This is a genomic window from Stenotrophomonas sp. 85239_Sma, assembly GCF_056481725.1.
This window is the reverse complement of the sequence record NZ_CM151163.1, coordinates 786168-798527: the sequence shown is the minus strand read 5'-3', so window position 1 is coordinate 798527 and position 12360 is coordinate 786168. Positions and strand designations below refer to the sequence as shown.

The window sequence follows — 12360 nt, the reverse complement described above, 5'->3', positions numbered from 1 at the left end:
ATGTCCCGACTGCCTACCCTGCCACTGCTGTTGACCCTGGCGCTGCTGCCCGCCGTCCCGGCGCTGGCGCAGAACGCCACGCCCGCCCCTGCCGCACGCCCCGCACCGGCCGCGCCGTTGCCTGCGTGGGAGCAACTGAGCCAATCCCAGCGCGAATCCCTGCTGGCGCCGCTGCGCGACCGCTGGAACAGCGCCGATGCCGGCCAGCGCCAGCGGATGCTGTCACACGGCCAACGCTGGCAATCGATGAGCCCGGAGGAGCGCGACAAGGCCCGCCGCGGCCTGCGCCGCTTCGAGCACATGAGCCCCGAACAGCGCGCGCAGGCGCGTGCACTGTTCGGTCAGATGCGGGATCTGTCCCCCGCGCAGCGCGATGCATTGCGCGAGCGCTGGTCGCAGATGACGCCGGAACAGCGCCGGGACTGGGTACGCGACAACCCGCCGCCGGCAAAGCCGCGGTAAGCCTTCGGGGTAGGGGGTCAGATCCCTTTGCCAGAGGCAAAGGGATCTGACCCCATGTCACTCACGCCCGCCAGCGCGTCTTCGCCAGCAGTTCGTCGTCCCAGTCGAAACCGAGCTGCCCCTCGCGCACGAACAGCGCAACGAAGTTGAGCAGGTTGCGCGCATACATCTCACTGGCCTGGGTCGCGCCGCGACTGGCCAGGCCCAGCGGGCCATCGATGGTCACGCCCTGGTGTTCGATGCACTGCCCAGGCTGGGTCAGTGCGCAGTTGCCGCCACTTTCGGCCGCCAGGTCGACGATCACGCTGCCGGTGGCCATGCCCTCCACCATTGCGGCGGTCACGATGGTCGGCGCCGGGCGGCCCGGCACTGCGGCCGTGCAGATCACCACGTCCATGCTGCGCAGGTGGTCGGCCAGCCGACGCTGCTGCTCGGCGCGCTCCTCATCGGTCAGCGCCCGCGCATAACCGCCCTCGCCCGCCGCGCTGACCCCGAGGTCGAGGAAGCGCGCGCCCAGCGACTGGATCTGCTCGCGGGTTTCCGGGCGCACGTCAAAGCCTTCCACCTGGGCACCGAGGCGACGTGCGGTGGCGATGGCCTGCAGGCCCGCCACGCCGGCACCGATCACCAGCACCTTGGCCGGCCGCACGGTGCCGGCAGCGGTGGTCAGCATCGGGAAGAAGCGCGGCGCACGTTCGGCGGCGATCAGCGCGGCCTTGTAGCCGGCCATGCCGGCCTGCGAACTGAGTACATCCATCGCCTGCGCTCGGGTGGTGCGCGGCAGCTGCTGCAGCGGGAACAGCTGCAGGCGATCATCGACCGCCAGCGCGGCCAGCGCCGGATCGTTGGCCGGGGCCAGCAGGCCGACCACGCTGGCACCGGACCGAAGCTGCTCCAGCGCCGCTGCAGGGGGCGCCTGCACGCACAGCAGGATATCGATCTCGGCCCAGCGGCCCGCGTCGAAGGCACGTGCGCCGGCATCGTCATAGGCGGCATCGGTGAAGCCGGCGGCCAGGCCGGCGCCGGCCTCGTACCAGACCGTAATGCCGAGGGCACCGAGCTTGCGCGCGGTTTCCGGCGTCAACGCCACGCGCCGTTCACCCGGCGCGGTCTCCTTGATCCCCAGCAACGCCACGGCCATGCAGGTCCCCGCTGATCGGTGAGTTTTCCCGATCCTAGCAGGCGGCCAGCGCTCAGTGCAGGGTGGCGCTGCCCGGGTCGAGGCGGTCGATCACGCCCTGCATGGCGCTGTCGAAGGCGCCATCGTCAACGTGGGCACGCAGGCGGCCCAGCCGCACCATCACCGCCAGCTCTTCCGGCGAGGCCACGCAGAAGCGCACGCCGCGACGGTTGACGAACAGCAGGCGCGAGGAAATCGGGCTGACCCAGGACAGCTTGCCCGCCTGGACCTTGCCGTCCTTGTCGACGAAGTCCAGCCAGTTGCCGATTTCCATGCGACGGAAGCGGTCGGCATCGGCGTTGTCGAAGTCATCAGCGTCAATCTGGCCACCCAGTTCCACCGCCGGCGACTCGGCCACCGGCGGTGCCGGCAGCGCGACCTGCGGCAGCTCGGGCAGCGCGCGCTGCAGTTCCGGCCGCGACTCGGCGATGCCCTGCAGCGTGTCATGCAAGGCGTCGATCGCACCGGTGGCCGCATCGCCGTGCACGCCGACGCTGGCAAATACCTTGGCCAGCACCGGCTGCCAGGCCTGCAGCCACGGCTTGCCGACGATCTGGCGGCGGGCCTCGGCCACTTCCTCCAGAAGGCCATCGCCAAGGCTCAATGCCTCGGCCACCGACGCGCCTTCTTCGCCCTCGCGCAGCAGCGCCAGGGTCAGGTGGTGCTGCCACGGCTGGCGCAGGAACTCGGCTATGGCCGGCGGCAGGGTGGCGTCGCCGATGCGGCGGTCCAGTTCCGCACTGGCCCGGCTGCGGGCCATTTCCAGCTTTTCCTGCCCGCGCTGCGTTTCCGCGGCCCGGCGCTCGGCGATTTCCACGCGGCGGCGGTGCTGCACCAGGAACTCGCGGAATTCTTCTTCCAGGGTCAGGAAGATCGCCAGGTTCTCGTTGAACTCTGCCACCAGGCGCTCGATGATCTCCTCGACCTTGGCCATCAGCATGCGCTCGGCCTGGCTCTCGCCGGTGTTGCCCTCGCAGGCCTCGGCCAGCGAGTTGAGCAGCTTGCGCGCCGGATGGGTCTTCTGCACGAACATGCGGCGGTCGAGCATGGCCACCTTGACGAAAGGCACCACCAGGCGGCCGATGAGTTCGCGTGAGCGGCCTTCCAGTTCACGCTCATCCAGCATCACGTCGAACAGCATGCCGACCAGGTCGATCGCATCCTCGTCCTGCGGGTCCAGGCGGGTCTGGCCAGGGTCCACGCCCAGCTGGGTGGCGCTGGACAGCACTTCGCTTTTCAGCCGTTGTGCCAGCGATTCACCGTCCTCGCCGATGGCTGCACGCAGCGTCGCACTGGGCGTGGCCTGCAGCAGCGACAGCACCGACATCATTTCGCGCTGGCTGAGCGGACGCTGCTGGCCGATCGCCACCTGTGCGGCCGACGTCGCGTCCTCACGCACGTGACGGGTCTGCTGCAGCAGTTCATGCAGCGCTTCCAGCAGCATGCCCTGCTGGCCTGCGTAGGCCTCGCCAGCACCACCTTCTTCGCCGCCCAGGTGTTGCTGCATGTGGCCGCGGCGCTCGGACCAGCGCGCGGCAAAACGCTGCGCCCAGGCCGGTGCGGCCTGTTCGTCATCGCTGAATCCGGCATCGAAGCCGGTGCCCTGGCGTTGCTCGACCAGATCGTCAAGCACCCCGGCCATGCGCGGATCCGGCGCCGCCGACAGTGGGCGCTGCGGCGCGCCCATCTGCGACATCACCCCGGCCGCGGCCAGCTGCTCGTCCAGTTTCTCGTAGATGCGGCCGACCGGTGCGCGCAGGTCGCGCTCGCACAGCTTGATCAGTACCAGATGCACTTCCGGCGCCAGTTCGCAGCCGGCAAAGGCCTCGTGAATGGCCACGCCCAGGTGTTCGGGGCTGATCGGATTGTGGTCGGCGTCCAGCTCCGCGCCGCCGATCAACCGCCCCAGGCGGCGGTCCAGCCGCGCCAGCACCGGCTTGAAGTCGCGCAGCAGCACGGTGGCGAAATTGCGCACTGCCAACCGCGATTCCAGTACGTGCTCGGCCAGCAGGCTCAGGCCATCCTCGGCCGGCCCGGACAGGGTCGCCTCGGCCGACAGCGGCTCACCGGCCGCCAATGCGGCCCAGGCCTGCTGCAGGTGGCCGGCGAAGGCGGCAGCGATATCCTCACGGCGGCGGCGCAGTTCGCGCATCGCGTCCAGAAACAGCAACTGCGACGAGCCGGCATTGCCGGCGCGGTCGAACAGGGCATCGTCGAAACGCGCCAGCGCGGCCCCGAACGCCTGGCACAGCGCGGGCAGGACCATGTCCCGGGCAAGCTGGAGCTGGGCCGGGTCACGGCCCGGCGATCCCATCGGTGTGGGCACGCTCATCATTCGGGAAGGCTCCCCACCTTCTCTGGCACGACAGACAGCATGGACATCGCGACGACCGGCACACCCCATGTACCGGAACGTCGATGGTAGGCCGGCCAGCCCGTCACGGACAGTGAAACAGTCCTCACTTCAAACCTCATGACCGGCGGCCCGGCAAGACGGATATCGTAAGCCGTGCAAGGCCCACGAGGCGAGGGGAAGCGGCTGCCCGTTTCCCGCCAGTGGCATGATGTTCATCACAGTTTGGTATTCAGGGGCCGGACGCGACACAAACGGCGTCATTGACCACCCCGACTATAATCAACCACCCGTGATGACCGGTTCAGACTCCATGCCCGACCCCGCTGCCCTGCTCGCCCTGGATGCCCGCCGCTCGGTGCCCTCGCGGCAACTGGGCGAGCCCGGACCGGACCTGGCCACCCTGCAGCGGATGCTGGCCTCGGCGGTGCGCGTGCCCGACCACGGCAAGCGCGTGCCGTTCCGCTTCCTGAAAATCGCCGGCGATGCACGTCACACTCTGGGCGACTTCGTGGCCGAACGCAGCCGCCAGCGCGACCCGCATGCCGGCGAGGCCGTATTCGAGAAGGACCGCCAGCGTTTCAGCCACGCCCCGCTGGTGATCGTGGTGGTCGCCAGCCCGCGCCCGGACCCGAAGGTGCCCGAACAGGAACAGCTGATGACCGCCGGCTGCGTCTGCTTCGCCCTGCTGCAGGCCGCGCAGGCGCTGGGCTTCGGCGCGCAGTGGCTGACTGCCTGGATGGCCTTCGATCCGGTCGTGCAGGCCCATCTGGGCCTGGTCGACGGCGAACGCATTGCCGGCTTCATCCACATCGGTACGCCCAAGGCCGACGTGCCCGAGCGCGAGCGCCCCGACCCCGCAGCCCTGCTGCGGGACTGGACGCCGCCGGCATGACCCTGCCGGCTCCGCCGCCGTCGCTGTACCTGGTCGACGCCAGCATCTACGTGTTCCGCGCCTGGCACTCGCTGCCGGACCAGTTCCAGGACGCCCAGGGCTGGCCGACCAATGCAGTGCACGGCTTCGCCCGCTTCCTGCTGGACCTGCTGGAGCGTGAGCGACCGCGGCATATCGCCATCGCCTTCGACGAAGCGCTGGACAGCGGCTTCCGCCACCGGCTGTATCCGGCCTACAAGGCCAACCGCGATCCGGCGCCGGAGGCGCTCAAGCGCCAGTTCGTGCACTGCAAGGCCCTGTGCGCGGCGTTGGGCCTTGCCGTGCTGGCCCACCACGAATACGAGGCCGACGACCTGATCGGCAGCGCCCTGCACGTGCACCGCGGCAGCCATCGCGGGGTGATCATCTCCGCCGACAAGGACCTGTCGCAGTTGCTGCTCGACCACGACGAGCAGTGGGACTACGCCCGCAACCAGCGCTGGGACGTGGCCGGCGTCAAGGCACGGCACGGCGTGCACGCGCACCAGATTGCCGACTACCTGGCGCTGTGCGGCGATGCGGTGGACAACATTCCTGGTGTCAGTGGTGTCGGCAGCAAGTCCGCCGCCGTGCTGCTGGCCCACTTCGGCAGCATGGATGCACTGTACGAACGCCTGGACGAAGTGCCGTTCCTGCGCCTGCGCGGCGCCGCACAGATGGCGGTGCGCCTGCGCGAACAGCGCGAGCACGCGCAGCTCTGGCGCCAGCTGACCACCATCGCGCTGGATGCGCCGCTGGAAGGCAGCCAGCCTGGGCTGCTGCGCCAGTCGGCCGATCCGGAGCTGCTCGGTGGCCTGTGCCAGACCCTGCGCTTCGGCCCGATGACCCGCCGCCGGCTGTTCGATGCCGCCGGCGTGGCCGACCCCGTTCCCACTCCATCTTTTTCCCATTCCGGCGAACCCGCATGAACCAGCGCAACACCGAAGCCCCGCGCGTCGTCTATGAAGGCAAGTACCAGCGCATGCTGGTGCGCGGCACCTGGGAATACAGCGAACGTACCCATGCCGGCGGCCTGGCCGCGATCATCATCGCCGTCACCCCGGAGGACAAGGTGCTGTTCGTCGAGCAGTTCCGCGTACCGCTGCAGGCCCCCACCATCGAGATGCCGGCCGGCCTGGTCGGTGACATCGATGCAGGCGAATCGATCGAAGTCTCGGCCGTGCGCGAGCTGGAAGAAGAAACCGGCTGGACCGCCGATCACGCCGAGGTGCTGATGATCGGCCCGACGTCTTCCGGCGCCAGCAGCGAGAAGATCGCCTTTGTGCGTGCCACCGGACTGCGCCGGGTCGGCGAAGGCGGCGGCGATGACAGCGAAGACATCACCGTGCACGAGATTCCGCGCGACGAGGCTGCGGCCTGGCTGGTGCAGAAGATGGGTGAAGGCTACGAGCTGGATGCCAAGCTGTGGGCCGGCCTGTGGATGATCGAGCACCACCTTGACGGGCGCCCGCGTGGCTGACGCCGACCTGCACGCGTTGCCGGCGTTGCTGGGCGCCGACGACCCGCCGATCTACACGATCCACCACGCACAGGGCGCCTCGCCGTACCTGCTGCTGGCCGATCACGCCGGGCAGCAGGTGCCGCATGCGCTGGACAGGCTGGGCCTTGCGCAGCCTGAGCTGGATCGCCACATCGGATGGGACATCGGCATTGCCGGCACCACCCGCGCATTGGCCGAACGGCTGGATGCCTGGGCGATCGAACAGACCTACTCGCGGCTGCTGATCGACTGCAACCGCCCGCTGGCCTCACCTACGCTGATTCCGGAAGTGAGCGACCACACCATGGTGCCGGGCAATGCCAGGCTGTCGGTGGCGCAGCGGCAGCAGCGCATCGATGCGATCCACGCGCCCTACAACGCACGCATCGACGCCGAACTTGATGCACGCCGCGATGCCGGCCGCCCCACGTTGCTGGTGATGATGCACAGCTTCACCCCGGCCATGAACGGCATGCAGCGGCCGTGGCACGCCGGCGTGCTGTACCACCAGGACACGCGCTTTGCGCACGCACTGCTGCAGGCACTGCGCGACGAAGGCGACCTGGTGGTGGGTGACAACGAACCGTATTCGGTCAGCAGTACCAGCGACTATGCGGTGCCGGTGCATGGCGAAGGGCGCGGCCTGGTGCATGTGGAACTGGAAATCCGCCAGGACCTGATCACCGATGCCACCGGGCAACAGGCATGGGCGGAACGGCTGGCGCGGATCTTCAACGCATTGCAGCCGGGGTTGCTGGCCTTGGCATGATCCCATCCACGCATGGCGTGGATGGTGTTGTTCAACGCAGTGCAGGCGCGTCCATCCACGGGAACGGCTTGAAGCCGCGCACCTGCAGCGTTGCGCCAACAGCGGCGAAGTCATCCTTGATCGCCTGCGCACGCTTGCGGTCCAGTGCCTGGCCCAGCAGCAGCGGCAACGCACGACAGCGCGGCAGCGCCTCGCCCACCCGAATCTCCAGCAGGTGCGCCACGCGCCGGGCCACTGCCTTGACCTGTGCCTCCGGGCACGCGACCAGCACCAGATCGAACGACGCGAAGATGCCCGCACCAATGCCGGCCTCGCGCGCCGCTGCCTGTTCCCCGGCGTCCGCTTCGCCCAGCGCCTCGTCGATGCCTTCAACCTGCCGGAACGCGTCGAACTCGGCGTAGTACGCCAGCGCCCGTGCATGGTCGGCCAGCGTGGACAGCGGCCGCTGCCGCTTCTGCACGTCGAGCACGTCGGCGAAGGTCGCCGGTTCAAGAAAGGTGGACAGGCCCAGCGCGCGCGCCTCGGCGGGAACATCACCGTCGTCGTCGAACGCCTCGCCTTCATCGGCCGGCAGCCAGAAACGCGCCTGCAGCAGATCGCCCCCGGTGGCATGCACCCAACCGAAGGAGGCGTACACCGCATCGTCATCGTTGCAGGCCGCAAAGGCGCACAGGGTCTGTTGCAGGTCCAGCAGTTCGATCATGCGTCGTTGCCCAGGCAAGCGGTCACTGCCGAGTCTACCGGTGCCGGGCGCAGGCCCAGCGCGATCACCACGCCGAACAGCGCGAACAACGCCGCGCCATACTCGGCGCGCACCAGCCCGGCCAGTGCACTCGACGAACCGGCGGCACCCGCATCGGCATTGGCCACCATCACCAGCACCGCCAGGCCCAACGCGCCGCCGATCTGCTGTGCAGTGGCCGCCATGCCCGAGGCCACGCCCTGCTGGGCAGCGGGAACCCCCTGCCCGGCCACGATCCACATCGAGGTCCAGGTCATGCCCTGGCCGATGCTCAGTACCACCACGCCGGGCAGCAGCGGCCAGAAGTTCGCGCCGTGCGGCAGCGTCGCGGCCACCCAGGCGATACCGATGGCACCGGCCAGCTGCCCGACCACCAGCACCTTTCGCGCGCTCCAGCGCTGCAGCGTCCATTCGGCCAGTTGGATGCCCACCGTGCAGACCGCGGTGGCGGGCAGGAAGGCCAGGCCGGCCTGCAGCGGGCTCCAGCCATAGCCATCCTGGAAGTACAACGCCATGAAGTAGTACTGCACGCCGTAGCTGCTCATGAAGGCGAAGGTCAGGCCCAGCGCGGCACGCAGGCCCGGCAGGCGCAGCAGCGCGAACTGCATCAGCGGATCGCGGCTGCGCTGCTCGATCTGCACGAACGCCACCAGCAACAGCACCGACAGCAGCAGGCAGCCGAGCGTGGCCGGCGCGGTCCAACCCCATTCCGGGCCCTGCACCAGCGTGGTCACCAGCAGGCTGCCGCCGAGGGTGACGGTGATGCAGCCGGCCAGGTCGAACGAACGGCCATGCGCACGCGGGCCGTCGGCCGGTAGCCATGCACCGGCTGCGACCGCACACGCCGTGGCCAGCGGCACGATCACCGCCAGCACCGCCGGCCAGCCGAACGCCTGGGTCAGCACACCACCGAGCAGGGTGCCCAGCGCCAGGCCAACCGCGCTGGCCATGCTCCAGATCGCCAGGGCGCGGTTGCGCACCGGGCCTTCCGCGTACAGCGTGTTGATCAGTGCCAGCGTGGCCGGGAACAGCAGCGCCGCGCCGATGCCCTGTGCCGCGCGCGCGATGATCAGCAAGGTGGCATCCGGCGCCAGCGCGCCGAGCAGCGAGGCCAGCGCGAACAGCAGCATGCCCAGCCGGTAGAAGCGGCGGCGGCCGATCAGGTCGGCGGCGCGCCCGCCCAGCAGCAGGCTGCCGCCGAAGGCCACGGTGTAGGCACTGACCACCCATTGCAGCTGCTGCGCGTTGATCTGCAGCGCGCGCCCCATGTCATGCAGGGCGACGAAGATGATGGTGGCGTCCAGGGCGATGATCAGCTGGGCGGTGGCCAGCAGGGTCAGCGCCCAGCGCGGGTATTTGAGGGGAGGCATTGGCGGTCCGGCGCAGTGGGGGAACGCAGTCTCATTGATGCAGACCAATCAATAAACCCCATGCCCACGATATCTGTCATGATTTTCCGCATGAATGGAGCCTCGATGGACCTCAATGCGGTGCGCATGCTGGTGCAGGTGGCCGAAGCCCGCAGTTTCACCGTGGCTGCCGGCCAGCTGGGCCTGAGCCAGTCCGGCCTGTCGCGCGCGATCGGGCGGCTGGAAGTGTCGCTGGGGGTCAAGCTGCTGCAGCGAAACACCCGCAACGTGGCGCTGACGCCGGATGGCCGTCAGTTCGTGGAACAGGTGGCACCGCTGCTGGCCGGCCTCGACGATGCCGAGCGGCAATTGGCGGACCGCCCGTGCACGCCCTCGGGCACATTGAAGATCAGCGCGCCATCGATGTTCGGGCGCAAGGTGCTGGTGCCGCTGCTGGCGCCGTTGCTGCGACAGCACCCGCAGCTGCAGGTGGAAGCGGTGCTCAGCGACCGCCTGGTCGATCTGGTCGAGGAAGGTTTCGATGCCGCGCTGCGCACCGGCGTCATCGCCGACCAGCGCATCGTCGCACGCCCGCTGCGTCCGCTGCGCTGGGTGACGGTGGCCAGCCCCGCCTATCTGGCCCGCTGTGGCGCGCCCAACGATGTAACCGCGCTGCAGGACCATGCCTGCCTGGCGGTGCGCAACCTGCGCAGTGGCCGGCTGGTGGATTGGCAGTTCGTGCAGGAGGGCCAACTGCGTGAGTTCACCCCACCGACGCGGATGGTGTTCGACAGCGGCGATCCGCTGGTGGAAGCGGCGATCGCCGGCATCGGCATCGTGCAGGTGATGGATTTCGCGGTGGCCGACGCGCTGGCGGACGGCCGCCTGCAACGCGTGCTGCAGCGGTTTGAAGGCCGCAGCCGCGCGCTGTCGCTGATCTACCCGCCCTCGCGCCAGCATTCGCCGAAGCTGCAGGTGCTGGCCGACGCGTTGCTGGCCGGGCAGTGGTAGCGCCGGGCGTGGCCCGGCGCCACCGCTGAGGCGTTGCCGGCCAATGGCCGGCACTACCATCGATCAGGCGAAGCTATCGGTGGCGCGCACCAACGCGTCCACGTTCTCGGCTTCAAATGCCGAATGGCCCGAGGCCGGGGTGATCTCCAGCTTCGCCTTCGGCCACACCTTGGTCAGGTCCCAGGCGTTGGCCAGCGGGCAGACCACGTCGTAGCGGCCGTGCACGATCACGCCCGGGATGTCGGCGATGCGGTGCGCGTCGCGCAGCAGCTGGTCTTCCACTTCGAAGAAGCCGCCGTTGACGAAGTAGTGGTTCTCGATGCGGGCAAAGGCCAGGGCGAAGTGCGGGTCTTCGTGGCTGTTGATGAAGTCGTCATCGACGTGCAGGAAGCTGGTCGCGCCTTCCCACACCGCCCACGCCTTGGCCGCTTCCAGGCGGGTGGCTTCGTCGTCGCTGGTCAGGCGGCGGTGGAAGGCCGAGATCAGGTCGTGGCGCTCCACCGACGGAATCGGCTTCAGATAGTGCTCCCACGCATCCGGGAACAGGCGGTTGGCACCCTCCTGGTAGAACCATTCCAGCTCCCAGCGGCGCAGCATGAAGATGCCGCGCAGGACCAGTTCGGTCACGCGCTGCGGGTGGGTTTCGGCATAGGCCAGCGCCAGGGTCGAACCCCAGCTGCCGCCGAACACCTGCCAGCGATCCACCTTCAGGTGCTCGCGCAGCTTTTCGATATCGGCGACGAGGTCCCAGGTGGTGTTGTCCACCAGGTCCGCGTGCGGGGTGGAACGGCCGGCACCGCGCTGGTCGAACAGGATAATGCGGTACCTGGACGGGTCGTGGAACTGGCGCATCTTGTCGCTGCAGCCGCCGCCCGGGCCACCGTGCAGCATCACCACCGGCTTGCCGTCCGGGTTGCCGCACTGTTCGAAGTACAGCGTGTGGCGATCGTCGACCTTCAGGGTGCCGACGTCGTAGGGGGTGATGGCGGGGTACAGCGTACGCATGCTTGCAGCTCCAGGGTGATGCCCTGCCGGGGCAGGAGAACCTCCATTCTAGGCCGGACGCCGGCCCAGGGTGATCCGGTCGCGCTGCTCCAGGTCCTGCACGGTCTGCACCTCCGCAAAACCCGCGGCGTCGAACAGCGCGCGGATCGCCGCACCCTGGTCCCAACCGTGCTCGATCAGCAGCCAACCGCCGGGCAGCAGATGGGCCTGGCCACCGTCGACGATGCGGCGGATGTCATCCAGGCCATCCACGCCGGAGGCCAGCGCGGTGGCCGGTTCGAAGCGCAGGTCGCCCTGTGCGAGATGCGGGTCGTCGCTGGCGATGTACGGCGGGTTGCTGGCGATCAGGTCGAACCGCGCGCCCTGCAGCGGCGCATACCAGTCGTGCCCGCCCTCGGCGAAGCGGACGTTGCCCAGTTCATGGCGGGCGGCATTGCGCGCGGCCACGGCCAGCGCGCCGGGGCTGGCATCGGTGGCCAGCACCTGCGCTTGCGGCCGTTCGCTGGCCAGGGCCAGCGCGATCGCGCCACTGCCGGTGCCCAGGTCGGCCAGCTGCAGTGCGCGGCCCTGCGGCAGGCGATCCAGCGCGAGCTCCACCAGCAGTTCGGTTTCCGGGCGCGGGATCAGCGTGGCCGGGTCGACCTCCAGGTCCAGCGTCCAGAAACCGCGGCGGCCGGTCAGGTAGGCCACCGGCTCGCCAGCCACGCGGCGGGCCAACAGGGCTTCGAAGGCGACCTGGTCGGCGGTGGCGAGCGGATCGGTGGCATGCGCGAACAGCCAGCTGCGAGGGCGGTCCAGCACGTGCAGCAGCAGCAGTTCGGCCTCGTGGCGGGCGTCGACGCCACCGAGGCGGGCACTGGCCTCGGCCACGACCTGGCGCAGGGAGGATTCGGGTTGCAGAGACATTCCGCAATTGTAGAGCCGAGCCCACGCTCGGCTGCTTCTGGAGCACCGGAGCGTGGCTCGACTCCACAAAAGCCGGAAACCGTTCAGGTTCTGCCAGAGGAGATAAGGAGGAGCTATCGGCCCCATTCAGCCGTCCCGTAAGATTTTCCTTGTCACACAGGCAGTTGCA

12 protein-coding genes are annotated in these 12360 nt (G+C 69.1%); 6 read left to right on the top strand and 6 right to left on the bottom strand.

The genetic code is table 11. From position 1 onward, the window contains the following. Entirely contained in the window at positions 1 to 462 is a 462-nt protein-coding gene (locus ACYKG1_RS03590) for a DUF3106 domain-containing protein (protein ID WP_478471886.1), read from the top strand. A gap of 61 nt (positions 463 to 523) precedes the next feature. On the opposite strand, the gene ACYKG1_RS03585 is transcribed toward ACYKG1_RS03590, so the two are convergent. Next, positions 524 to 1603, bottom strand: a complete 1080-nt coding sequence (locus ACYKG1_RS03585; protein ID WP_478471884.1) for an NAD(P) transhydrogenase subunit alpha — start codon at positions 1601 to 1603, stop codon at positions 524 to 526. Positions 1604 to 1655: 52 nt separating this feature from the next. Next, on the bottom strand, positions 1656 to 3977 hold the full coding sequence (locus ACYKG1_RS03580; RefSeq protein WP_100471361.1) for a DUF1631 domain-containing protein: 2322 nt from the start codon (positions 3975 to 3977) through the stop codon (positions 1656 to 1658). 331 nt (positions 3978 to 4308) lie between these two features. Here ACYKG1_RS03580 and ACYKG1_RS03575 point away from each other — a divergent pair, with 331 nt between their 5' ends. The 4 genes from ACYKG1_RS03575 to ACYKG1_RS03560 are packed head-to-tail and all read left to right on the top strand — an operon-like array spanning position 4309 to position 7178. Beyond that, positions 4309 to 4890, top strand: coding sequence for a nitroreductase family protein (locus ACYKG1_RS03575; protein ID WP_262083287.1), 582 nt, complete (start codon positions 4309 to 4311; stop codon positions 4888 to 4890). Continuing rightward, the gene (locus tag ACYKG1_RS03570; protein WP_100471360.1) at positions 4887 to 5837 is read left to right on the top strand and encodes a 5'-3' exonuclease; all 951 of its coding nucleotides are present in this window, start codon (positions 4887 to 4889) and stop codon (positions 5835 to 5837) included. The genes ACYKG1_RS03575 and ACYKG1_RS03570 overlap by 4 nt, the downstream gene beginning before the upstream one ends. After that, a complete protein-coding gene (locus ACYKG1_RS03565) occupies positions 5834 to 6388 on the top strand; it encodes an NUDIX hydrolase (RefSeq protein WP_100471359.1) in 555 nt (184 codons plus the stop codon). The genes ACYKG1_RS03570 and ACYKG1_RS03565 overlap by 4 nt, the downstream gene beginning before the upstream one ends. Continuing rightward, complete coding sequence (locus tag ACYKG1_RS03560) at positions 6381 to 7178, top strand: N-formylglutamate amidohydrolase (RefSeq protein ID WP_478472699.1); 798 nt, start codon at positions 6381 to 6383, stop codon at positions 7176 to 7178. The genes ACYKG1_RS03565 and ACYKG1_RS03560 overlap by 8 nt, the downstream gene beginning before the upstream one ends. A gap of 31 nt (positions 7179 to 7209) precedes the next feature. Here the strand turns inward: ACYKG1_RS03560 and ACYKG1_RS03555 are convergent, their stop codons facing one another. Beyond that, positions 7210 to 7881 carry a DUF7716 domain-containing protein gene (locus ACYKG1_RS03555; protein ID WP_100471358.1) on the bottom strand — a complete coding sequence of 224 codons (672 nt, stop codon included), beginning with the start codon at positions 7879 to 7881 and terminating at the stop codon, positions 7210 to 7212. Further along, complete coding sequence (locus ACYKG1_RS03550; protein WP_262226207.1) at positions 7878 to 9290, bottom strand: MFS transporter; 1413 nt, start codon at positions 9288 to 9290, stop codon at positions 7878 to 7880. Before ACYKG1_RS03550 ends, ACYKG1_RS03555 begins: the two co-directional genes overlap by 4 nt. 105 nt (positions 9291 to 9395) lie before the next feature. Here ACYKG1_RS03550 and ACYKG1_RS03545 point away from each other — a divergent pair, with 105 nt between their 5' ends. Continuing rightward, on the top strand, positions 9396 to 10280 hold the full coding sequence (locus ACYKG1_RS03545; RefSeq protein ID WP_478472697.1) for a LysR family transcriptional regulator: 885 nt from the start codon (positions 9396 to 9398) through the stop codon (positions 10278 to 10280). A 63-nt stretch (positions 10281 to 10343) separates the two neighbouring features. On the opposite strand, the gene pip is transcribed toward ACYKG1_RS03545, so the two are convergent. Further along, positions 10344 to 11285 carry a prolyl aminopeptidase gene (gene pip, locus ACYKG1_RS03540; protein ID WP_262226206.1) on the bottom strand — a complete coding sequence of 314 codons (942 nt, stop codon included), beginning with the start codon at positions 11283 to 11285 and terminating at the stop codon, positions 10344 to 10346. Between the two features lie 48 nt (positions 11286 to 11333). Next, positions 11334 to 12191 carry a peptide chain release factor N(5)-glutamine methyltransferase gene (gene prmC, locus ACYKG1_RS03535; protein WP_478471881.1) on the bottom strand — a complete coding sequence of 286 codons (858 nt, stop codon included), beginning with the start codon at positions 12189 to 12191 and terminating at the stop codon, positions 11334 to 11336. Positions 12192 to 12360: the final 169 nt, after the last annotated feature.

Excerpts from the sequence above, each read along its gene's own strand:
- ACYKG1_RS03590 (WP_478471886.1), top strand. The coding sequence starts at position 1 with ATGTCCCGACTGCCTACCCTGCCACTGCTGTTGACCCTGGCGCTGCTG.
- ACYKG1_RS03585 (WP_478471884.1), bottom strand. The coding sequence starts at position 1,603 with ATGGCCGTGGCGTTGCTGGGGATCAAGGAGACCGCGCCGGGTGAACGG.
- ACYKG1_RS03580 (WP_100471361.1), bottom strand. The coding sequence starts at position 3,977 with ATGATGAGCGTGCCCACACCGATGGGATCGCCGGGCCGTGACCCGGCC.
- ACYKG1_RS03575 (WP_262083287.1), top strand. The coding sequence starts at position 4,309 with ATGCCCGACCCCGCTGCCCTGCTCGCCCTGGATGCCCGCCGCTCGGTG.
- ACYKG1_RS03570 (WP_100471360.1), top strand. The coding sequence starts at position 4,887 with ATGACCCTGCCGGCTCCGCCGCCGTCGCTGTACCTGGTCGACGCCAGC.
- ACYKG1_RS03565 (WP_100471359.1), top strand. The coding sequence starts at position 5,834 with ATGAACCAGCGCAACACCGAAGCCCCGCGCGTCGTCTATGAAGGCAAG.
- ACYKG1_RS03555 (WP_100471358.1), bottom strand. The coding sequence starts at position 7,881 with ATGATCGAACTGCTGGACCTGCAACAGACCCTGTGCGCCTTTGCGGCC.
- ACYKG1_RS03550 (WP_262226207.1), bottom strand. The coding sequence starts at position 9,290 with ATGCCTCCCCTCAAATACCCGCGCTGGGCGCTGACCCTGCTGGCCACC.
- ACYKG1_RS03545 (WP_478472697.1), top strand. The coding sequence starts at position 9,396 with ATGGACCTCAATGCGGTGCGCATGCTGGTGCAGGTGGCCGAAGCCCGC.
- pip (WP_262226206.1), bottom strand. The coding sequence starts at position 11,285 with ATGCGTACGCTGTACCCCGCCATCACCCCCTACGACGTCGGCACCCTG.
- prmC (WP_478471881.1), bottom strand. The coding sequence starts at position 12,191 with ATGTCTCTGCAACCCGAATCCTCCCTGCGCCAGGTCGTGGCCGAGGCC.